Source organism: Streptomyces sp. V3I8, assembly GCF_030817535.1.
GTDB lineage: Bacteria > Actinomycetota > Actinomycetes > Streptomycetales > Streptomycetaceae > Streptomyces.
On sequence record NZ_JAUSZL010000002.1, the window covers coordinates 8,209,378 to 8,230,288 of the forward strand.

Here is a 20,911-nt window from a genome sequence, read left to right on the forward strand (position 1 = left end):
CGACCGCGTCCGCTTGCGGACGGCACCGGACCGGAGCACACAATGGGCTCATCACGCATCGAAGCGGTATGAAGTATGTGAAGTGCCGCGGTGCCCCTGCGCCGGGAAGAGAACCACGTGAGCGTCGAACCGCCGTCGTCCGGCCGCCCCACAGGACCGCCTTCCGGCCCCTTGTCGGGACCGGCCGGTTCCCCGGGCCCGTCGAGTTCCGCCCCTGCAGACTCCGGCGGACCGGGAGCCGGGGGTGCGGGCGGACCCGGCGAGCCCGGTGGACCCGGTGGGTCCAGCCAGGGTGGTGCGGGCGGTGGCGGCAGGGGTCCGGGCCGGCCCTGGTGGAGGTCGGCGCCGCGCGTCGCCGTCATCGCCGCCGCGGTCGTCGTCGCCGTGGTCCTGGCGGTCGTCCTCACCCGTCCCGACCGCTCCTCCGACGACTCCTCCTCCGCCACCACCTCGGACGGTGAGGTCTTCCTGCAGCCGGCGGGCGAGGCGGGCCCCGACCCGTTCACCGGGTCGACGGCGCGGGACGGCTCCGCGGCGCCCGTGACGCCCTCGCCCGCGGACACCTCCGGATCGGGTCAGGTGACGCGGGGCGTGGACGGTTCGGCACCCGGCCTCTACGGCGGGACACGGAAGGTGGCCGCCTGCGACGTCGAGAAGCAGATCGCGGCACTGCGGCGGGCTCCGGACAAGAACCGGGCGTTCGCCTCGGCGCTGGACCTCGGGCCCTCCTCGGTGCCCGCGTACCTGCGCGCGCTCACCCCCGTACAGCTGCGGATGGACACCCGCGTCACCAACCACGGCTACCGCGACGGGAGGCCGGCCGGATACCAGGCGGTCCTGCAGGCCGGTACCGCGGTCCTCGTCGACGACCGCGGTGTGCCCAGGGTGCGGTGCGCCTGCGGCAATCCGCTGCTGCCGCCGGTCGCCCTGAAGACCACGCCGAGGACGACCGGTGACTCCTGGCCCTCCTACCGGCCTTCGGACGTCGTGGTCGTCTCGCCCGCGGCCCAGGTCGTCGACGTCTTCGTGATCTTCGATCCGGACAGCGGCGACTGGTTCACCCGGCACAAGGGCGACACCGGGGACGAGGACCGCAGGACCGACCCTCCGGCCGGCCGGCCGTCCCCGTCGGTGAGTCCGGCGCCGTCGTCGGACTCACCGTCCGCCTGCGCGTCCGCACCGGACGGCTCGGCGGGCCCGTGCCCTCCGGCCTCCTCGTCGGACACCCCCGCGTCGCCTTCGTCGCCGTCCGCGGAGACCGGGTCGCCCTCGTCCGGACAGCCGTCGGAGAACTCCTCCGCGCCTGCGCCCGACGACGGGTCCGGCACGACGACGGAGCCGGCCGGGTGACCCACCGGAAAACCGGTGACGGATCCCCTGTACGGCTGTACAGCTGTACGGCCCTCGGGCCTCTCGCCGTTCGGGCTGCCGCGCCGGTCAGGGGGCGCCGCCGTCCTGCCGCAGCTGGGCGAAGAACGCCCGTACGTCCCCGACGAGCAGGTCCGGTTCCTCCATGGCCGCGAAGTGGCCGCCGCGGTCGAACTCCGTCCAGCGCACGATGGTGTCCGTGCGGTCCGCGTGGTGCCGCAGCGGGATGAAGTTGTCGTGGGGGAAGACGGCGAGCGCGGTCGGTGCCGTCGACGGCTGCGCCGGCGCGCCCCCGCCGTCGGCGTGCGCACGCTCGTAGTAGATCCGCGCGGACGAACCGGCCGTGCCGGTGAGCCAGTACAGCATCACATTGGTCAGCAACTGGTCCCGGTCGACCGCGTCCTCGGGGCGCTCGTCCGAGTCCGTCCACTCCTTGAACTTCTCCGCGATCCACGCCAGCTGCCCGACGGGTGAGTCCGTGAGTCCGTACGCGAGGGTCTGCGGCCGCGTCGACTGCAGATCCGCGTATCCCTGTCGTTCGCGGGTCCACTCCTGGTGGCGGTGGAACGAGGCGAGGGTCCGCTCGCGTTCCCGGCGGCTGAGCGGCGCCAGTTCCCCGGGGGTCGGCTCGGTGGTGGCGTGGGCGCCCGGCAGGAGGTTCAGATGCACGCCGATCACCCGGCCGGGGTGGGTACGGCCCAGCTCGCGCGAGATCGCCGCGCCCCAGTCGCCGCCCTGCGCCCCGAACCGCCGGTAGCCGAGCCGGTCCATGAGCACGGCGAACGCGGCGGCCACGCGGCGGAACTCCCAGCCGGTGTCCCGGGTGGGCCCCGACAGGCCGAACCCGGGAATGCTCGGCAGCACCAGGTGGAAGGCGTCGGCGGGATCACCGCCGTGGGCGCGCGGATCGGTCAGAGGGCCCGCCACCTCCAGGAACTCGGCGATCGAGCCGGGCCAGCCGTGCGTGACGACCAGCGGGGTGGCGTCGGGCTCCGGCGAGCGGATGTGCGCGAAGTGGAGGGTCGCCCCGTCGATCACCGTGGTGAACTGCGGCCACGCGTTGAGCCGGGCCTCCGCCGCGCGCCAGTCGTAGGAGTGCCGCCAGTACTCCACGAGCTCCCGCAGGTAGGCGAGTGGAATTCCGTAGGCCCAGCCCACGCCCGGCAGTTTGTCCGGCCACCGCGTGCGGTCCAGGCGCGCGTGCAGGTCGTCGAGCTCGGCCTGCGGGACGTCGATACGGAAGGGCCGGACACGGTCGTCGTACGGGGAGGTCATGGCAGGTCATGCTAGTTCTGCCGCGGAGGCCGGGCATGTGCTCACAGAGCTTGCGCCCCCAGGTGCTCGCCCGACCGATGAGTTTCCGGTCGCGGACCGGTCGACAGGGGAGACAGCGTTCCCGCACCAGGAGGTAGTCATGAGCACCGACGGATTCACCACGTGTCTCTGGTTCGACGGGCAGGCCGAGGAGGCCGCGGACTTCTACGTCTCGCTCTTCGAGAACTCCGAGCGGGGAAGGACCGTCCGTGCCACGGAGGCCGGGCCCGGGCCCGCCGGTTCCGTGGTCACCGTCGACTTCGTGGCCAACGGCCAGAAGTTCGTCGGACTGAACGGCGGACCGGAGTTCACGTTCACCGAGGCCGTCTCCTTCCAGATCGACTGCGCGGACCAGACCGAGGTGGACTTCTACTCGCGCGCGCTCGTCGAGGGCGGCGGCGAGCAGGGCCCCTGCGGCTGGGTGAAGGACAGGTTCGGCGTCTCCTGGCAGGTCGTGCCGGCCAGGCTGACCGAGATGATCAGCGATCCGGACCGGGCGAGGGCGGGCCGCGCCATGGGCGCGATGCTGACGATGCACAAGCTCGACATCGCGGCCCTGGAGAGGGCCTACGCCGGGGAGTGAGGCGAGCGCCCCCGCCCGCCCCCCGGCACGCCCCACTCGCCCCTCCTGGCAGCGACCCGGTCCGGCGACAGCCCACCGCGCAGACGGTCCGCCGCGTCGGCAGTCCGGCCCGCAGACAGTCGGTGGCGTCGGCAGTCCCGTCCGCCGGTCCATCGTGCTGCCGGCCCGTCGCACCGGTGGTCCGCCCCGGCGGCAGCACGCGGCCGGGGCGGTGTCTCAGGCGAGCTGTCCGCCGTGCAGTTCCGTGTACGCCCCCGCCCTCGACATCAGCTCCTCGTGCGACCCGATCTCCCGCACGGTGCCGTCGAACAGGATCGACTCCTGCGGCACGACCGACACGAACCGCCGGTGGGTCCGCAGGTCCAGGGTGCTCATGTCGGCCCCGTCGAGCAGCAGCCGGCCCGACGTCGGCCGGATGAACCCGATGACGAGACCGAGCACGGTGGACCTGCCGGCCCCCGACGCGCCGACGAGCGCGATCGTCTCGCCCGGCGTGACGCCGAGACTGAAGTCCCGCCGGCGGGCCGATCGGCGTCCTCGCGCCGCAGGGCCTTGCCCTCCAGACCGTGCGCCCGGGTGACGGGGATGAGCCGGGTCATCTCCGTCACCCGTGAGGACAGGTTCTCCACCTCGTGGCGGAAGTCCTCGTTGTGGACGCGCAGTCGGCCCCGCAGCCGCGCCACGAGCAGCGCGGCGACCGGGACCACGCACAGGAAGACGGGGACGAACTCCGGCGTGCGCACGGCGATGATGACGAGCCCGCCGGTGAGGACGGTGACCGTGCCGAGCCCCGTCTCGGCGGTCTGCTGCACCATCTGCTCGACCGTCTCCACGTCCCGGACGACCTTCACTTGGAGGACGCCCGCGCCGACGCGCGAGTGGTAGCCGATGGAGAGCTGCTGCATGCGTGTGCACAGCACGGACCGCAGGGCCGTGCCCATGCGGCGCACGCTGCCGTGGAGCAGCCGTACGTACAGCAGGTGCAGCGGCATGTCGATCACCAGGATGGCGAGGACGACCCCGGCACTGAGCCAGAGGTCACCGACCGGCCCGTGCCGCACGACCGTGTCGATGATGGTCGCGGTGATCAGGGGCAACCGCCAGACCGGGCTGTGCTTGACGAGGAAGGCGGCGGCGAGCCGCCACCGGTCGGCGCGGAACAGGTAGACGAGGGTGCGGACCGGGTGCTCGCCGCGGTAGCGGGGGTCGAGCGGCTTCTCCCACGAGGTCATGCAGGCCCTCCTCCGGCCACGTAACGGCTCGGTTTCCGACGTAAATTCCCGCCCTCCGAGGGTTGGCGAGGGACCGTCGGCTGGTTATCGTTCACGCACTTCACTCAATCGTTCCGCTGAACGAATGGCGAACGAATAGCGAGAGGGACGGTCGGCCCATGCCCGACATCCATCACCCGGGACGGCGCTCCGTCCTCGCCGCGGCAGCGGCGGGCGGCGCGTCGCTCGGTGCGTCCTGGCTGCTCACCGGCTGCACGGGCGCCACGGCCGCCCCCGCCCTGCCCAAGGGCGCCAAGGGGGGCACGCCCGACCGCGGCGGAACCCTGCGCATCGCCCGGCCGCCCGCCTCCGAGGCCGAGACCCTGGACCCCGCGAGCTCCCTGTCCGCGTACGAATACCTCGGCGCCCTCTACAACCGGCTGGTCCGCATCGGCGCGAACGGCGACCTCGCACCCGACCTCGCCGAGTCCTGGGAACCGGACGCCAGGGCGCGCACCTGGACCTTCCGCATCCGCAAGGGCGTGACCTTCCACGACGGCCGCGAACTCACCTCCGCCGACGCCGCGTACACCCTGCGCCACATCCTCGACAAGAAGACGGCGTCCCCGCAGGCCGCCGTCCTGGCCCCACTCATCGACCCGGCGAAGCTGCGGACCCCCGACGCGCACACCCTCGTCGTACCGCTGAAAACGCCCAACGCGGAGTTCCCGAGCCTCCTCACGCACTACAACTGCTATGTCATCCCCGACGGCAGCGCCCGCGGCATCGGCCGTACCGGCATCGGCACCGGACCGTTCGAGCTGGAGTCGTTCGCGCCCGCCGGGCCCGGCCGGATCACCGCGTTCAAGGACCACTGGGCGGGCCGGCCGGTCCTGGACGCCATCGACTTCTACTCCGTCGCCGACATGTCGGCCCGCTCCAACGCCCTGCTCGCCGGGCAGGTCGACCTCCTCTCGCAGACCAACCTGGACTTCGCGACCGCCCGCGTCGTCGCCGCCTCCGACCGCGCGACGATCGCCCGCGTCGAGAACGCCCAGTGGTACGTCCTGCCGATGCTCACCACGGAGAAGCCCTTCACCGACGTACGCGTGCGGCAGGCGATGAAACTGGCCTACGACCCCGAGCACGTGGTGAAGGTCGCTCTGCAGGGCGCGGGCACAGCCGGCTGGGACAACCCCGTGCCGCCCAGCGACCCGGCCCACCTGGCCGCCCACCCCGAGCACGACCCGGACCAGGCCCGCCACCTGCTGAAGAAGGCAGGCCACGAGGGTCTGACGGTCGACCTCTACACCTCCTCGTACGACCCGGTCTTCACGCCCATGGCCCTCGCCTACCAGGACTCGGCCGCGCGGGCCGGGATCCGCGTCCGGGTGAAGACGGCCTCGGCGGACTCGTACTACACGCAGATCTGGATGAAGAAGCCGCTCATGGCCACCTACTGGTACACCGGCAGACCCGTCGACCAGCTGTTCACGCAGGTCTTCCGCAGCGGCTCCTCCTACAACGAGACCGCCTGGTCGGACAAGGAGTTCGACGCGCTGCTCGACCGGGCCAGGCAGGAGACCGACGACGAACGGCGGCGCGAACTGTACGGCGAGGCGCAGACCTTCGTCGTCGAGAAGGGCGGGGCGATGACCCCGATGTTCGCCGACCGGCTCGTCGGCATCTCGCGGAAGGTACGCGGATACGCCGAGCACGGCTTCGAGTTCGACTACCTCGGCATCGGCCTTAAGGGAGCCTGACCATGCTCTCGTTCATCGCCCGCCGCGTCCTCGCCGCCGCCGGCACGCTCGTCCTCTCCTCCGTCCTGGTCTTCCTCGCCGTCCAGGCCCTGCCCGGCGACGTCGCCACCCAGGTCCTCGGCAAGGACGCGACCCCCGACGCGGTCGCCGCCCTCCGCGAGAAGCTGGGGCTCGGCCGGCCGGCCTGGGAGCGGTACGCCGACTGGATCGGCGGCGCCCTGCACGGCGACTTCGGATCCTCCCTCGTGTCCGGCAAGGCGGTCGGCGGCGAAGTCGGCATGTACCTCGGCAACTCCGCGCTCATCGCCCTGGTGACCGTCCTGTTCGCCGTCACCGGCTCGATCGTCCTCGGCATCCTCGCCGGCCTCTACCGCGACCGCTGGCCCGACCACCTCATCTCCACGGTCAGCCTGGTCGGCATGAGCGTCCCCGAGTTCGTCGTCGCCACGGTCCTTGTGCTCTGCTTCTCGGTGGCCCTGCCCTGGTTCCCCGCGGTCGTCCTGTACGGCCCCGAGGCGACCGTCGGCCAGCTCATGCCCGCAGTGTGGCTGCCCGCCCTCGCACTCGCGATCGTGATGGCCGCGTACATCGTCCGGATGGCCCGCACGTCCGTCATCGACGTCATGGCGAGCGAGTACGTCACCACCGCCCGCCTCAAGGGTCTGTCGACCTGGCGGGTCGTCACCCGGCACGCCCTGCCGAGTGCCCTGCTGCCGACCCTGCACGTCATCGCCCTGAACGTCGCCTGGCTCGCGGGCGGGGTCGCCGTCGTCGAGAACGTCTTCAACTACCCCGGCATCGGAAAGCTGATGCTCGCCTCCGTCCAGAACCGGGACCTGCCCGTCATCCAGGCCATCGCACTGATCAGCGCGGTCGTGTACGTCGTCTGCAACCTGGCCGCCGACCTCGGCGCCATGGCCCTCAACCCCAAGCTCCGTACGCGTGGGAGGACCCGATGACCACCCTCGACACCCCGCCGGCCGCGCCGGCGGCCCCCGCGGCCCCGCCGTCGGCGGCGGCGCGCGCCTGGCGCACCGTGCGCTCCTCACGGGCGGCCGGCATCGGCCTCGCGATCGTCGCCGTCCATGTCCTCGTCGCGCTGCTCGCCCCGGTCCTCACCTCGTACGACCCGATCGCCAACGACGCCGGCCAGGCGCTCCTCGGCCCGAGCGCGCAGCACTGGGCCGGCACCGACCAGTACGGTCGCGACGTCCTGGCCCGCGTCCTGTACGGCGGCCGGTACGCCCTCGGCGTCTCCGTCGCCGCGACCCTGGTGACCCTGCTGATCGGCACGGTCGTCGGGTGCGCCGCCGCCCTGCGGGGCGGCTGGTTCGACGACGTGCTGGGACGGGTCCTCGACGCGGTGCTCTCCATCCCGTCGGTGCTCGCACTGCTCGTCGTCGTCACGGCGCTGGGCACGGGCCCGTCGGTCATCGTCCTGGCGATCGCGGTCGTGTATGTGCCCCAGGTCGTACGAGTCGTACGCGGCGCCGCACTGGCGGTCGCGCCCGCCGACTTCGTGACCGCGGCGCGGGCCCGGGGCGAGGGCACCTGGGCGATCCTGCGGCGCGAGATCCTGCCGAACATCACCGACGTGGTGTGCGTCGAGTTCGCGATGCGGGCCTCGTGGGTCGTCCTGCTGATCTCGTCGCTGTCCTTCCTCGGCTTCGGCGCCGACCCGCCGACACCGGACTGGGGCCTGATGGTCGCGGAGAACCGCACCGCCATCACCGTCGTACCCATGGCGAGCCTCGCACCGATCATCGCCCTGGCCACACTCGTGGTGGGGCTCAACCTCGCGGCCGACGGCCTGTCCAAGGCATGGGGCGTCGACCGGATCAGGGAGGGGTCCTGATGACCGCCGACGTGTCCGTGAACCCGCTCGTGTCAGCGGAACCGCTCGTTTCCGTGCGCTCGCTGTCCGTGGCCTACCGTTCGGGCGGCGCCGACGTGCCCGTGGTGCGCGAGGTGTCCTTGGAGGTGCTGCCGGGACAGACCCTGGCGCTGGTCGGCGAGTCGGGAAGCGGCAAGTCGACCGTCGCCGCGACGCTCCTGGGGCACCTGCGGCACGGGTCGCGGGTGACGGGCGGCTCGGTACGAATCGCGGGGGCCGACGTGTTCGCCCTGTCCGCGCGGGAGCTGCGCCGGCTGCGCGGCGGCACGGTCGCCATGGTCGCCCAGAACGCCGGGCAGGCACTGACCCCCTCCATGCGCATTGGCCGCCAGGTCGCGGAGGCAGGCGGTGACGTACCTGTCGTGGACCTCCTCGAACAGGTCCGGCTGCCCCGGCCCGCCGAACTCGCCCGCCGCTATCCGCACGAGCTCTCCGGCGGCCAGCAGCAGCGTGTCGCCATCGCCATGGCCATCGCGGCCCGTCCCAAGGTCCTCGTCCTCGACGAGCCGACGACCGGGCTCGACGTCGTCACCCAGCGCGGAGTCCTCGACCTGATCGGCGCGCTGCGCGACGAACTCGGCCTGTCCGCCGTGCTGGTGAGCCACGACCTCGGGGTCGTCGCGCACATGGCCGACGAGGTGACCGTACTGCGGTCCGGGCGGGTCGTGGAGGCCGCGCCCACCGGCAGGCTTTTCGCGGCGCCCCAAGATCCGTACACCAGACGCCTGCTGGCGAGTGTGCCGCGGCTCGACGACGAAGGGCTCGCGCGGGTGGGTGAGGCGGGGGAGCGGGAGGTGCGGCCGCGGGCCGTGATCCCCGACGGGGCTCCGGTCGCCGTCGCCGCGCGGGACGTCACCGTCGACTACGGGACCAGCCGTGCGGTGGACGGCGTCTCCTTCGACGTCCGGCGGGGCGAGGTCCTCGCGCTCGTCGGGGAGTCGGGCAGCGGCAAGTCGACGCTCGCCTGGGCACTGGCGGGACTGCGCACGCCGTCCAGCGGCACGATGACGCACGGGCCGGGTCAGGAGCTGGATGCCGGGGCGGGCGACCTCGCCCGACCCGCCGGGAAGCGGCCGTCGGCGCTGCGGCGCCGCGTCCAGCTCGTCTTCCAGAACGCCGACACCTCCCTCAACCCGCGCCGGTCCGTCGGTGACGCGGTGCGGCGGCCGCTGCGCTTCTTCGGCACGACCGGCACCCGTGCCGAGACCGCCGCACGGGCCCGGCGGCTCATCTGCGACGTACGCCTCGACCCCGCCCTCGCCGAGCGGCTGCCCGCGCAGCTCTCCGGCGGGCAGCGGCAGCGGATCGGGATCGCGCGCGCCCTCGCCGGTGAGCCGGACGTACTGATCGCGGACGAGATCACCACGGCGCTGGACGTCTCGGTCCAGGCCGACGTCCTGCGCCTCCTCGACGACCTGCGGCGCGAGCGGGAGCTGGCCTGTCTGTTCATCAGCCACGACCTGGCCGTGGTGCGGGGGATCGCCGACCGGGTGGTCGTGCTGTGGCGGGGTGTGGTGGTCGAGGAGGGGCCTACGGACGCGGTCTTCTCGGCGCCGGGGCACCCCTATACGCGGCAGCTGATGGCTGCCGTGCTCGAACCCGATCCTGATCCCGAGGCGCGGTTCGTCGTCGGGCCGGTGCCGGAGTGGGTGGACGCGGCGGAGGCGGGCGATCTGTGGATCGCCTCTGACGGGGGTGTCCCCGGCGGGGGGCACCGCGTGCGGCGGTGGCGAGCGGCGGGGTGACTGGCGGCTCTTCTCGCCCCGCCGCCCCTTCCCGTCCCGGGGGCCAGCCCCCGAACCCCCGCTCCTCAAACGCCGGAGGGGCTGGATGTTTCGCCGGCCCTGGCTTGATCTTTCAGCCCGTCCGGCGTTTGAGGACGAGCGCGTGAGCGCGACAGGGGGGCTGGGGGCGCAGCCCCCAGGGACGGGAAGGGGCGGCGGGGGCGGGAAAAAGTCCCGCACCCACACCCCCCACCCCAGCGACAAGGAGCCAGGAAGTTGAGATACCGCGAGCACTTCGACCGGCAGGTCGCACGAGAGGACGTCTGGATCCCCACCCGCGACGGCCGCACCCACCTCCACGCCCGCATCTGGCGCCCGGCGGACGCCGGAACGGCCCCCGTGCCCGCCCTCCTCGAATACCTCCCCTACCGCAAGACCGACTGGACGGCTCCCCGGGACGCCCAGCGCCATCCCTGGTACGCCGGCCACGGCTACGCCTCCGTCCGCGTGGACATCCGCGGCCACGGTGACAGCGAGGGAACCCCCGGCGACGAGTACGACGCCCAGGAACTCGCGGACGGCGTGGACGTCGTCAACTGGCTTGCGCGACAGCCCTGGTGCACCGGCCGGGTCGGCATGTTCGGCATCTCCTGGGGCGGCTTCAACTCCCTCCAGATCGCCGCCCTCGCCCCCGAACCGCTCAAGGCGATCGTCACCGTCTGCTCGACCGACGACCGCTACGACAACGACGTGCACTACATGGGCGGAGCCGTCCTCGGCGTCGACATGCTCGCCTGGGCCGGCACGATGCTGGCGTTCGCCTCCCGCCCGCCGGACCCCACGAGCGTGGGCCAGGACCGTTGGCTGCCGATGTGGCGCGAGCGCCTCGAAGCCCTCGACCCGTTCCTGCACACCTGGCTGGCGCACCAGCAGCGCGACGACTACTGGCGGCACGGCAGCGTCTGCGAGGACTACTCGGCCATCGACGCGGCGGTCCTCGCCGTCGGCGGCTGGAACGACCCCTACCGCGACACCGTGCTGCGGCTCGTGGAACACCTGCCAGGCGACCGCGTACGGGGGCTCATCGGCCCCTGGTCCCACCAGTACCCGGACCGGGGCCTGCCGCCCGGCCCGGCGATCGGCTTCCTCCAGGAGACCCTGCGCTGGTGGGACCAGCACCTGAAGGACGAGGACACCGGCATCATGCGCGAGCCGAAGCTCCGTGCGTGGCTGAACGACCCGGTGCCGCCCGCCACTTCCCACGACGTGCTGCCGGGCCGCTGGGTGGGTGAGCCGGACTGGCCGTCCGGCGACGTCAGTTGGGACGAGCGGCCGCTGGGGCGGGGCGCCGCGCCCGTCCTCGTACGGTCGCCGCAGCACACCGGCCTCGACGCCGGCCGGTTCTTCCCGTTCGGCAACGCGAGCGATCTGCCCCCCGACCAGCGCGAGGAGGACGGCCGCTCGGTCTGCTTCGACTCGCAGCCGCTGGACGAGCGGGTCGAGATCCTGGGCCGCCCGCGCGTCCGGCTGCGCCTCGACAGCGCGACACCCCGCGCCCACGTCATCGCCCGGATCTGCGACGTGGCCCCCGACGGCTCGTCCACACTCGTGACCCGCGGTGTCCTCAACCTGCTCAGCCGGCACGGGCGCGACCGGGCGGTGGAGTGGACCCCGGGCACGTACGGGACGGTGGAGTTCGAACTCAACGGCATCGGGTACGCCTTCCCGCCCGGACACCGCGTCAGGGTCGCCCTCTCCGACACGTACTGGCCCTGGGTGTGGCCGCACGGCGAGCGCGGCGGGCTGACCGTGCTGCCCGCCGAGAGCGCCGTGCTCCTGCCCGTGCGGGATTCCGCGGCCGACGAGGGCAGGGCGCCCATCCGCTTCGAGGAGCCCGAACAGGCCCCGCCGCTGCCCGTCGAGTACGGGCGGACCGGCGAACCGACACCTGAGCGCCTGGTCACGCACGACGTCGCCAAGGGGGAGTGGACGCTGGAGGTCGACCCCAACTACGGCGGATCACGTCTCTACCCGGACGGGCTGCGCTACGAGGAGAGCGCCCGCGAGACGTACCGGATCCGCGCCGACGACCCGCTGTCCGCGCAAGCGGTCTCCGAGTGGACGATCCGGCTGCGGCGCGGCGACTGGGACGCTGAGATCATCACGCGTACGGAACTGCGGGCGACGGCCGCGGAGTTCATCATGGACAGCCGGATGGAAGCACGGGCGGACGGAGAGACAGTGGTCGAGCGCGCATGGCACCGCACCACCCCGAGGACGTCCGGGTGAAGCCCGCCGAGCCCGTGCGGCCCGTGAAGGCGACCCGTCGTGCCGTCGCCGCCGCCGACCGCACGCGCCAGCCCACCGAGGTCCGGCGCCGGCTCATCGTGGAGGCGGCCGTCCCGCTCATCGCCGAGCGCGGCTACGCGTCCGTGGGCGTACGGGACGTCGCCGCCGCGGCAGGGGTGTCGGTCGGCACGGTCACCTACCACTTCGGCAGCGTCCAGGAGATCCTCTCCGAGGCCATGGTGCTGAACATCGAGCGGTACTACGCGGCACTCGACGAGGCCGCGCAGGAGGCGGCCGGCGGCGCCGACGCGCTGCGGCTGCTGATCGACGCCCTGTTCACCGAGGACACCGACCGGCACTGGCGGATGTGGTTCGACTACTGGAGCGCGGGAGACCGCGACCAGGACCCCGAGCAGACCTTCACCGGCGGCCAGGCGAAACGGTACGAGGACTATCACAGCCAGATCCGCTCCCTGGTCGAACGGGGCGTGGCCGAGGGCGAGTTCGTGTGCGCGGATCCGGCCGGGTTCACCGTCCGCTTCGCCGCGCTCTCCGACGGCCTGGCCCTGCAGCGGCTGCGCCAGGCGCCGCCGCTGAGCACGCAGGACGCGCGCCGGCACATGTACCGGCTGGTCGAGACGGAGCTGGGGACCGGCGGGCGCTGAGTCGGTCTGCCGCCGAGGCCACTGCCTCGCCGACGGTCCGGCTGATCACCCGGGCGATGCGCAGGATGCCGGGAGAGCGGACCGGGCAGGGCCTGGGCGTCGACGTGGTCGGGGCCAGGCAGAAGTGCAGGTAATCGTCGTCGCGGTGCAGGGCGGTGCGGTCACTGCCCGGTCGGGTGCAGTACGGTCCGTGCCCGCGTTCGTACGCGGTGCACGGCAGGTACTGCGTCCAGGTGTAGCGGTCGGCGGCCCGGCTGACCGCCTTCCCGGCGTCCGCGAGCAGATCGCCGGAGGCCCGTGCCTGCCGTTCGTAGACCGCGTTGACGCGCCTGACCCGGTCGGGGGTGATCGGGTCAGGTCCCTGGAGGACCCAGACGACCCTCACCCCGTCGGCGGCACCCGCGATCTGGTCGGTCAGGCGCCCGGCGTCGGCGGTGTAGCGCGCGAAGTACCTGTCGCGCGCTTCGTCGTACGTGATGCCGTCCATGCAGGGCGTGTAGCCCCATGCGTTGCCCCAGAACTGCAGCACCACGTAGTCCGGCCGCAGCCGGCGCACCAGGGCGGCCGCCTTGTCCTTCGGCGGGACCAGGGAGTCCTCGGCGCCGCCCTCCAGGTAGTCGCACAGCGTGGTGCCGGAGTACGGGGCGCTGGTGTAGCGGGCTCCCGTCCCGTCCCGCAGGAGCCCGCCGAGGACCTTCTGGTTCTCCATGGCGAGGGAGTCACCGAGGTAGAGGACGGTGGGGCGGGGCGGTTGCCGAGTGGCCTCGACGGCTCCGGTGTCCTCTCCGGGGGTGGCGGCCGGGCGCTGGTGCGTGGTCGACCCGGTGGCGGGGGACGAGGGCGTGGACACGGGCCCGGGATCCGACGAGGGATCCCCGCACGCGGTGAGCAGCAGCAGTCCTGCCAGTACACCTGCCAGTACGCCTTGCGGTACCCGGACGATCCACGGCTTGCTCATACGGCAACTCCCGCCTCGGCCACCGAAAACGGCCCCCAGACAAGCACAGGGGGCCGCACGGGGGAAGAGTCCGCGCGCCCGCGGGCCGTCGGCCGGCGCTCCTACGGACCGTCGGGCGGAAACAGGGACCCGGCCGCCCGCGCCACCGCGTCGAGCACCCGGTCCGTGTCCGCCTCGGAGGTCCGCCAGTTGCTGAAGGCGGCCCGCAGGGCGTGCGTCCCCTCGTGGGACGTCGGCGTCAGGAACGCCTCGCCGGAGTCCGCGACCGCCCGGCCCAGCGCGTGCACCCGTTCCCGGGTCGGTGACCCGGCGAGCGTGAAGCAGACGACGTTCAGCCGGACCGGCGCGAGCAGCCGCAGTTCCGGCAGGCCCGCGATCCCCTCGCCGAGCCGCCGGGCCAGCGCCACGTTCCGCTCGACGATCTCGCGGTGCCCCTCGCGGCCGTACGCGGCGAGCGAGAACCAGGCCGGCAGCGCCCGCAGCCGGCGTGAGTTCTCGGGCGTGAGGTGCACGAAGTCGGGGTCGCCGGTGGGCAGCCCGAGGTACGGCGACGCGTTGTGGAAGACCCGCACCTGGAGATCCCGGTGGCGGGTGAACTGCACGGCCGCGTCGTACGGGACGTTGAGCCACTTGTGCAGATCGACGCAGACCGAGTCGGCGGCGTCGAGGCCGTCGGTGAGGTGCGCGTGCTCGGGGGACAGCGCGGCGAAACCGCCGAAGGCGGCGTCCACGTGCAGCCAGAAGCCGTAGCGCTCCTTGAGGTCCGCGATGGCCCGCAGGTCGTCGAAGTCGACCGTGTTCACCGTCCCCGCGTTGGCCACGACGACGGCCGGGCGCCCGTCCAGCGCTTCGAGCGCCTCGGCCAGCCGCCCCACGTCGACGGCCTCGCGGCCACCGGGCAGCACCGGCACCGTACGCAGCCGGTCGCGGCCGACACCGAGCACGGACAGCGCCTTCGGGATGCTGGAGTGCGGGCTGCCGGAGAGCACCTCGACGGGGCCGAGCGCCGCGACACCCGCCTCGGACACGCGGATCCCCCGGCGTTCGCCCAGCCATTCGCGCGCCAGGGCCAGCCCGACGGTGTTGGATACGGTCGCACCCGTCACGAAGGCACCGCTGTGCGCGTCCCCCAGTCCGAAGAGTTCCCGCAGCCAGCCCAGCGTCTCCCGTTCCAGAGCGGCCGCCGAGGAGGCGTCCCCGCCGGCGGCATTCTGGTCGTAGGCGCTGGTCAGCCAGTCCCCGGTGACCGCGGCCGGGGTGGCGCCGCCGGTCACGAAGCCGAGGTAGCGGGGGCCCGCGGAGGCGGAGAAGCCGGGCGCCCACCGCTCGGCGAAGCGCGCGAGGGCACCCTCGGCGCCGGCTCCCCGGGCCGGCAGCGGCTGCGCGTCCGGGGCCCCGCCGGGCGGGACGACGGGCCGGGCGTCGAGCCCCGACACCGCACGCGCGGCGAAGTCGCGGGCGGACTGGAGGAGTTCGGGAAGCCGGGAGAGGTCGTCGGCGAGCACGGGATGCATGGTGGCAGGGTAAGGGGGCGGTCGGGCAGAATCAGGGGCCGGTCACGGAGGACCGGCGCTGTCCGTGCGAACCGCCGGCGGGGGCGAATTCAAGATCATGTCACCGTTTCGTTTCAGCCACCCGGGCTCCACAACCGATGCCCTTCGGCGCGGGTCTAGCTGGCACGGATCGACCGGTAGGACCGGATCGAAGAGGAACCGCGGAGCAACCGCAGAGCAATCGAAGAGCAACCGGAGAGGGAAGGTCCGACCATGGGGGACATACGCAGACGGACGGTCGTCGCACTGGGGATCACCGGGCTGGTGGCGCCGCTGACCCTGGCGCTGGGCGCGGCGCCGGCGCAGGCGGCGAGCTGCACCACCTCGACCGGCCCGTACCAGAAGCAGGTCGAGAAGTTCCTCGGCCGGCCCGTCGACGGCAGGCAGTCCACCGCCGACTGCAAGGCGATCAAGAACTTCCAGACCAAGCACGGCATCACCCCGAACATCGGTTACGCGGGCTCCGTCACCTGGGGCGTGATGGACCTCATGACCAAGCAGAAGGCCGTCGGCACGAAGCCCAACGCGGCGGGCAGGTGCCCGGTCAACAAGGGCCGCATAGCCTGCGTGAACCTGACGCTGCAGATCAGCTGGATCCAGGACGGCGGGACCCTCGTGTACGGGCCGGTGCCGGTGCGTACGGGCCGCAACGGCTACGAGACCCGCACCGGCCTGAAGAAGATCTACTGGCGCAACATCGACCACGTCTCGACCATCTACGACGTGCCGATGCCCTACAGCCAGTTCTTCGACGGCGGCCAGGCCTTCCACTCGGTGGGCGTCAGCATGTGGAACCCGCCGGGCTCGCACGGCTGCGTCAACATGACGAAGACGGACGCCAAGAAGTACTGGTCGCTCCTGAAGAAGAACGACGACGTGTACGTGTACGGCCGCAAGCCCGGCACCTGACCGGGCCGGGCCGGTCCGGCCGCTCCGGGGAACGGCCGGACCGTACGGGGACGTCACGCCTCGGGTGCGTCCCCGAAGTCCGGGATCTCCAGCCGTGCCCCGCCCTGCCGTGCCGACTCGTGCGCGACGATGCCCGGCAGGGTGTAGCGGGCGGCGACCCAGGCGTTCACCGACGGCAGGGTGCGGGTGCTGACCGCGGTCACGAAGTCGTCCACCAGGAAGTGGTGGCTGCCCTCGTGGCCGTTGTGCAGGTGGTCGAACTCCCTGGGCAGGCGGGCCCGGTCGTGCACCGGGGCCGACCCGGAGGTGAAGGCGGCCCGCAGTTCCGGCGCGATGTGCTGGAGGGACGGGTCGTCGGGGGACATGGTGGGCCTGGGCTCCAGGAGCTCACTGATGTCCTTCACCCCCTTCTTGTCCTGCCAGAAGGCCACCGTGGCGAGCTGCTCCATGCTGGCGTCGGTCCCGAAGAACCGGAAACGCGACTCCCGGATGTGCGAGGGGTAGCCCACCCGCCGGAACTCGTTCGTACGGAACGAGCCGCCGCCCGCGACCTCGAACAGCGCGGTGGCGTTGGAGAAGTCGTTGCCGAACTGGCTGATCTTCTCGTCGAAGACCCCGTCCCCGCGGTCGTCCCTGACACCGATCGCGGACACACTCACCGCATGTGTCCGCCAGGCCCCGAGGACCCCGCCCACCGAGTGCGTCGGGTACAGCAGCGGGGGATAGCTGGCGGTCGCCTTCCAGTTCTCACCGCCGCTGTACCGGTAGGCCTCGTAGAACCCGAGGTCCATGTCGTGCACGTAGTCGCCCTCGGCGTAGAAGAGCCGGCCGAAGGCGCCGTCGGCGATCTGGTTGCGGGCATGGACGGTCGCCGGGTTGTACTGGCTGGTCTCACCCATCATGTACGTGAGCCCGGTGGCCCGTACCGTGTCGATGATCGCGGCGATCTCGTCGCGGGTGATCGCCATCGGGACCGCCGAGTAGACGTGCTTGCCGGCGTTCAGCCCCTGGAGCACCAGGGGACCGTGGGTCCAGCGCTGGGTGAAGATCGCGACGGCGTCGACCGCCTCCGACTCCAGCATCGCCTGGTACGAGGGGTAGGTTCCCGACAGCCCTTCGGCCGACGCCAGGTGCTCGGCCCGCTCCGGCAGCAGATCGGTGACGTGGACGTCGCCGACGCCGGGGTGGGCGAGGAAAAGCTTGGCGAACTGGCCGGAGAACTGGCCGGCGCCGACGATGCCGAGGGAGAAGGTCATGGGGTGTGTGCCTTTCACTGTCCGGGTCACGGGCCGGGGCATGGGCCGGGTCACTGGCCGAGGATGAGGTTGATCTGGTCGTTGGTCCGGGTCAGGCTCCCGGCCGGGGCGCCGTTGGCGTAGACGTCCTGCATCGCGGGGCGCATCAGGGCGTACACGTCCGCCGCGTAGTCGGTGACCGGGAAGGAGAACGTGGTGAAGTCCTTCGTGTCCGTGACCGGCCCGGTGAAGGCGGACACGTCGATGTCCTTCTTCCGGTACGCGGCCACGGCCGCCTCGGTGCCTTCCGGGGTCGCCGGGAAGACGACGCCGTATCCGCCGACGGTCTTCTGGCACGCGTCGGAGGCCAGGTACCGCACCCATTTCTTCGCGCCCGCCTTGTTGCGGGCGCCTTTGGTGACGGAGTCGGCGAGGCCGTTCATCATGGTGGCCCGCTTGCCGGTCGGCCCGGCCGGGGTGACGGCCGTACCGACGTCGAGGCCCTTGGTGCCGTAGTACGTGGAGATCATCCAGGCGCCGTCGAGGGCGGTGGCCGCCCTGCCGGAGGCGACCTGGGCGTTGGCCGGGTTGGCGCCGTCGGTGTAGTCGGTGAACGGCGCGAGGTAGCCCTTCTCCGCGAGGCCGAAGTACCAGTCGACCACCGACTGGAAGGTCCTGCTGTCGTACCGGTACTCGGTGCCCCAGCGTGCCTTGTCCGTGTAGTGCCAGCCCGCCGAGGCGGCGAAGGGGCTCCAGGTGGTCTGTCCGTCGCTGTCGCCGGCGCCGCCCGTGGCGAGGCCGTACACCTCGATGTCGTCCTTGTCGAAGCCCTTCTCGTCGCCGCGCCTGCCGTTGCTGTCGACGGTCAGGTGCGCGACGGCCTTCTCGAAGGTGCCGCCGTCCTCGGGGTTCCAGGCGAGGTCGTTGAGCTCCTCCGCGGCCAGCCCGGCCCGTTCGGTCATCTTCCGGTTGTAGAAGAGGGCGACGGTGTCCCAGTCCTTCGGGGCGCCGTAGCGGTGACCGTCCCGGCCGGTCCAGTTGGCGGCCAGGCCCGGCTGGTAGGCGGAGTCGTCGATGCCCAGGTCGTCCAGCGGTTCCAGCACGTCCAGGTCGGCGAACTGCCCGAACTTCTGGATGTGGTCGGTGAACACGTCGGGCTCGGTGCCCGCGATGAAGCTCGCGGTGAGCTTGGTCCAGTAGTCGGCCCAGCCCATCTGCGTGATCTTCACCCGCAGCCCCGGGTTTCGCCGCTCGAAGTTCTTGGCGCAGGTCTGGTAGGCGGGCATTTGGTTGGCGTCCCAGAGCCAGTACGTCACCGTGTCCGCACCCGCTCTGGCGGTGCCGCCCTGCGCGCAGCCCGTCGCCAGGGACAGCGCCCCGGCCAGTGCCACGACCGTACGCGTACGCATGCGCATGCCCGTCCCCTTACTTGATGCCGGTGAAGCTGATGGTGCTGACGATGCGGCGCGCGAAGACGCCGAAGAGCACGAGCATCGGCAGCGCCGCGATGAGCGTGGCCGCCATCAGGCCGGACCAGTCGTACCCGGTCTGCGGTGTCTGTGCCCGGAAGATGGCCAGTGCCACGGTGAGCACGCGCGAACTGTCGCTGTACGACACCATCAGCGGCCAGAAGTAGTCGTTCCAGGAGGTGATGTACGTCAGCACGCCCAGGGTCAGGACGGGGGTGGACGCCATCGGCAGCATGACGCGGTAGAAGATCCGGATCTTCCCGGCCCCGTCGAGCAGCGCCGCCTCCTCGACCTCGCGGGGCACGTTCATGAAGAACTGGCGCAGGAAGAACACCGCGAACGGGGTCATGAACATCGTCGGCAGCGAGATGCCCAACAGGCTGTCGATCAGGCCTAGTTGCTTGATGAGGACGAAGTTCGGCAGCAGGGTGAAGATCGTGGGCACCATCAGCCCGGCGAGGAACAGCCCGAAGACCTTGTCCCGGCCGCGCCACCGCAGCCGGGCGAAGGCGTACGCGGCCATGGCGGAGAAGAGGATCTGGCAGACGGTGATCAGGGTGGACACCAGTACCGAGTTGAGCAGATAGCGCCAGAACCTCAGCCCGCCGCCCGAACCGCCCTGGGCGATCGCCTCCTCGGTGGACTGCAGGCCCAGGGCCCGCTCGAAACCACCGGTCGTCGGGTCCACGGGCAGGACGTCGCCGGGGTGGGCCGCGAGTGCCGTGTTCGAGGACAGCGCGGTGCGCAGGATCCAGTAGAACGGCAGCAGGGTGATGAGCACCATGGCGGCCGTCACCGTCCAGGCCGCGATCCTCCCCGGGGAGAGCCCTGGGCGCGGTGTGTGCCGTACCTTCGTCGTCGGTGCCGTCACGGCAGTCATGCCGGTCACTCCCTTCGTCAGCCGAGGTCGGTCCGGCCGGCCCGGGTGAGCCGGTACTGCAGGACGGTGATCGCGCTCAGGACGACCAGCAGCGCCACGGACATCGCCGAGGCGTAGCCGAACTGGAAGCGGCCGAACGCCGAGCCGTAGATGTAGAACTGCAGCACGTTGGTGGCGTTGGCGGGACCGCCGTTGGTCGTCACCGCCACGGTGTCGAAGACCTGGAACGAGCCGATCACGGTCATGATCAGCACCACGGCCAGCACCGGTCGCAGCAGCGGCAGGGTGATGCGCCGGAACATCCGCCACTCGCTCGCGCCGTCGACCTTGGCGGCCTCGTACAGGTCGCCGGGGATGGCCTGCAGTCCGGCGAAGAGCAGCAGCGCGGTGTAGCCGACGTGCCGCCACACGTTGATCAGCGCGATCGTCGGGATCGCCCATGTCTCGTCCGCCAGGAACGGGATGCGGTCGAAGCCCAGGCCCGCGACGATCTCGTTGCCGATGCCGAGCTGGGTGTCGAGCATCCACAGCCAGACGATGCCCGCCACGACGTTCGACATCAGGTACGGCGTCAGCACGATGCCGCGCAGCACCGCCGACTGCGTGAGCCGCTGCAGCAGCACGGCGATGGCCAGCGCCGAGGTCGTCTGCACCCCGATGTTGATGAACACGTACTCGACGGTGACCTTCATCGAGTCCCAGAAGATGGGGTCGTCGATCATGCGCCGGTAGTTGTCCAGGCCGACCCAACGCGCCGGGGTCAGCAGGTTGAAGCGGGTGAAGCTCAGGTAGATGCCGCGCAGCGTCGGCCACAGCAGGAAGACCAGGAAGCCCAGCATGGCCGGCGCGACGAAGAGCGCCGCGAGGGCCCCGTCACCGCGGTCGCCACCGGTACGTTCTCGCTTCCTGCCGGTCCTCGGTTTCGGAGCTGTCCCCCCGGCGTCGCGCGGCGGCAGACGCGAGGGTGGGCTGCTGGAGGCGACGGTCATCGGGAGACTCCCTCGTCTGCGGCTCTCGTCCTCGGGCCCCACTTACTTTTGGGCCGAAAGAATCCAGCCGTCAAGAGGTGTGCGCAGATCTTTTCCCGGCGCCCTGT

15 protein-coding genes and 2 pseudogenes are annotated in these 20,911 nt (G+C 71.8%); 9 read left to right on the plus strand and 8 right to left on the minus strand.

Annotated features, from left to right (window positions below; all coding sequences use genetic code 11):
- Positions 1-117 precede the first annotated feature (117 nt).
- Positions 118-1,350, plus strand: coding sequence for a DUF6777 domain-containing protein (locus tag QFZ75_RS36290; RefSeq protein WP_307543679.1), 1,233 nt, complete (start codon positions 118-120; stop codon positions 1,348-1,350).
- 87 nt (positions 1,351-1,437) lie between these two features.
- Here QFZ75_RS36290 and QFZ75_RS36295 read toward each other — a convergent pair whose 3' ends face one another.
- Positions 1,438-2,643, minus strand: a complete 1,206-nt coding sequence (locus QFZ75_RS36295; protein ID WP_307543680.1) for an epoxide hydrolase family protein — start codon at positions 2,641-2,643, stop codon at positions 1,438-1,440.
- A 139-nt stretch (positions 2,644-2,782) separates the two neighbouring features.
- Here QFZ75_RS36295 and QFZ75_RS36300 point away from each other — a divergent pair, with 139 nt between their 5' ends.
- On the plus strand, positions 2,783-3,265 hold the full coding sequence (locus QFZ75_RS36300) for a VOC family protein (protein WP_307543681.1): 483 nt from the start codon (positions 2,783-2,785) through the stop codon (positions 3,263-3,265).
- A 288-nt stretch (positions 3,266-3,553) separates the two neighbouring features.
- Here the strand turns inward: QFZ75_RS36300 and QFZ75_RS36305 are convergent.
- Positions 3,554-4,497 (minus strand): annotated as a pseudogene (locus QFZ75_RS36305) (ABC transporter transmembrane domain-containing protein); the annotation flags it as partial.
- Positions 4,498-4,655: 158 nt separating this feature from the next.
- On the opposite strand from QFZ75_RS36305, the gene QFZ75_RS36310 reads away from it, so the two are divergent.
- The 6 genes and pseudogenes from QFZ75_RS36310 to QFZ75_RS36335 form a co-directional block, all read left to right on the plus strand.
- Positions 4,656-6,239 carry an ABC transporter substrate-binding protein gene (locus QFZ75_RS36310; RefSeq protein ID WP_307543682.1) on the plus strand — a complete coding sequence of 528 codons (1,584 nt, stop codon included), beginning with the start codon at positions 4,656-4,658 and terminating at the stop codon, positions 6,237-6,239.
- A 2-nt stretch (positions 6,240-6,241) separates the two neighbouring features.
- Entirely contained in the window at positions 6,242-7,198 is a 957-nt protein-coding gene (locus QFZ75_RS36315; RefSeq protein WP_307543683.1) for an ABC transporter permease, read from the plus strand.
- The gene (locus tag QFZ75_RS36320) at positions 7,195-8,094 is read left to right on the plus strand and encodes an ABC transporter permease (protein ID WP_307543684.1); all 900 of its coding nucleotides are present in this window, start codon (positions 7,195-7,197) and stop codon (positions 8,092-8,094) included. The genes QFZ75_RS36315 and QFZ75_RS36320 overlap by 4 nt, the downstream gene beginning before the upstream one ends.
- The gene (locus QFZ75_RS36325; protein WP_307543685.1) at positions 8,094-9,878 is read left to right on the plus strand and encodes an ABC transporter ATP-binding protein; all 1,785 of its coding nucleotides are present in this window, start codon (positions 8,094-8,096) and stop codon (positions 9,876-9,878) included. The genes QFZ75_RS36320 and QFZ75_RS36325 overlap by 1 nt, the downstream gene beginning before the upstream one ends.
- Before the next feature lie 255 nt (positions 9,879-10,133).
- A complete protein-coding gene (locus tag QFZ75_RS36330; protein ID WP_307543686.1) occupies positions 10,134-12,146 on the plus strand; it encodes a CocE/NonD family hydrolase in 2,013 nt (670 codons plus the stop codon).
- Positions 12,113-12,733: pseudogene (locus tag QFZ75_RS36335) on the plus strand (TetR/AcrR family transcriptional regulator); the annotation flags it as partial. The gene QFZ75_RS36330 and the pseudogene QFZ75_RS36335, both read left to right, overlap by 34 nt.
- Here the strand turns inward: QFZ75_RS36335 and QFZ75_RS36340 are convergent.
- On the minus strand, positions 12,675-13,769 hold the full coding sequence (locus QFZ75_RS36340; protein WP_307543687.1) for an SGNH/GDSL hydrolase family protein: 1,095 nt from the start codon (positions 13,767-13,769) through the stop codon (positions 12,675-12,677). The pseudogene QFZ75_RS36335 and the gene QFZ75_RS36340 overlap by 59 nt on opposite strands.
- Positions 13,770-13,870: 101 nt before the next feature.
- Entirely contained in the window at positions 13,871-15,283 is a 1,413-nt protein-coding gene (locus QFZ75_RS36345; RefSeq protein ID WP_307543688.1) for a pyridoxal-dependent decarboxylase, read from the minus strand.
- 252 nt (positions 15,284-15,535) lie between these two features.
- Between QFZ75_RS36345 and QFZ75_RS36350 the strand changes: the two genes are divergently transcribed.
- The gene (locus tag QFZ75_RS36350; RefSeq protein WP_307543689.1) at positions 15,536-16,231 is read left to right on the plus strand and encodes a L,D-transpeptidase; all 696 of its coding nucleotides are present in this window, start codon (positions 15,536-15,538) and stop codon (positions 16,229-16,231) included.
- Positions 16,232-16,284: 53 nt separating this feature from the next.
- On the opposite strand, the gene QFZ75_RS36355 is transcribed toward QFZ75_RS36350, so the two are convergent.
- The 4 genes from QFZ75_RS36355 to QFZ75_RS36370 are packed head-to-tail and all read right to left on the minus strand — an operon-like array spanning position 16,285 to position 20,804.
- On the minus strand, positions 16,285-17,487 hold the full coding sequence (locus QFZ75_RS36355) for a Gfo/Idh/MocA family protein (protein WP_307543690.1): 1,203 nt from the start codon (positions 17,485-17,487) through the stop codon (positions 16,285-16,287).
- 50 nt (positions 17,488-17,537) lie between these two features.
- Positions 17,538-18,875 (minus strand): sugar ABC transporter substrate-binding protein, encoded by a 1,338-nt coding sequence (locus QFZ75_RS36360; protein WP_307545031.1) that lies wholly within the window; start codon positions 18,873-18,875, stop codon positions 17,538-17,540.
- A 16-nt stretch (positions 18,876-18,891) separates the two neighbouring features.
- Positions 18,892-19,815 (minus strand): carbohydrate ABC transporter permease, encoded by a 924-nt coding sequence (locus tag QFZ75_RS36365; protein WP_307543691.1) that lies wholly within the window; start codon positions 19,813-19,815, stop codon positions 18,892-18,894.
- A 17-nt stretch (positions 19,816-19,832) separates the two neighbouring features.
- Positions 19,833-20,804 (minus strand): carbohydrate ABC transporter permease, encoded by a 972-nt coding sequence (locus tag QFZ75_RS36370; RefSeq protein ID WP_307543692.1) that lies wholly within the window; start codon positions 20,802-20,804, stop codon positions 19,833-19,835.
- Between the last annotated feature and the right edge of the window lie 107 nt (positions 20,805-20,911).

Bases quoted from the DNA above. Each gene is read 5' to 3' on its own strand.
- QFZ75_RS36360 (WP_307545031.1), bottom strand. From the start codon at position 18,875: ATGCGTACGCGTACGGTCGTGGCACTGGCCGGGGCGCTGTCCCTGGCG.
- QFZ75_RS36315 (WP_307543683.1), top strand. From the start codon at position 6,242: ATGCTCTCGTTCATCGCCCGCCGCGTCCTCGCCGCCGCCGGCACGCTC.
- QFZ75_RS36345 (WP_307543688.1), bottom strand. From the start codon at position 15,283: ATGCATCCCGTGCTCGCCGACGACCTCTCCCGGCTTCCCGAACTCCTC.
- QFZ75_RS36325 (WP_307543685.1), top strand. From the start codon at position 8,094: ATGACCGCCGACGTGTCCGTGAACCCGCTCGTGTCAGCGGAACCGCTC.
- QFZ75_RS36340 (WP_307543687.1), bottom strand. From the start codon at position 13,769: ATGAGCAAGCCGTGGATCGTCCGGGTACCGCAAGGCGTACTGGCAGGT.
- QFZ75_RS36320 (WP_307543684.1), top strand. From the start codon at position 7,195: ATGACCACCCTCGACACCCCGCCGGCCGCGCCGGCGGCCCCCGCGGCC.
- QFZ75_RS36300 (WP_307543681.1), top strand. From the start codon at position 2,783: ATGAGCACCGACGGATTCACCACGTGTCTCTGGTTCGACGGGCAGGCC.
- QFZ75_RS36350 (WP_307543689.1), top strand. From the start codon at position 15,536: ATGGGGGACATACGCAGACGGACGGTCGTCGCACTGGGGATCACCGGG.
- QFZ75_RS36295 (WP_307543680.1), bottom strand. From the start codon at position 2,643: ATGACCTCCCCGTACGACGACCGTGTCCGGCCCTTCCGTATCGACGTC.
- QFZ75_RS36355 (WP_307543690.1), bottom strand. From the start codon at position 17,487: ATGACCTTCTCCCTCGGCATCGTCGGCGCCGGCCAGTTCTCCGGCCAG.
- QFZ75_RS36370 (WP_307543692.1), bottom strand. From the start codon at position 20,804: ATGACCGTCGCCTCCAGCAGCCCACCCTCGCGTCTGCCGCCGCGCGAC.
- QFZ75_RS36310 (WP_307543682.1), top strand. From the start codon at position 4,656: ATGCCCGACATCCATCACCCGGGACGGCGCTCCGTCCTCGCCGCGGCA.
- QFZ75_RS36365 (WP_307543691.1), bottom strand. From the start codon at position 19,815: ATGACTGCCGTGACGGCACCGACGACGAAGGTACGGCACACACCGCGC.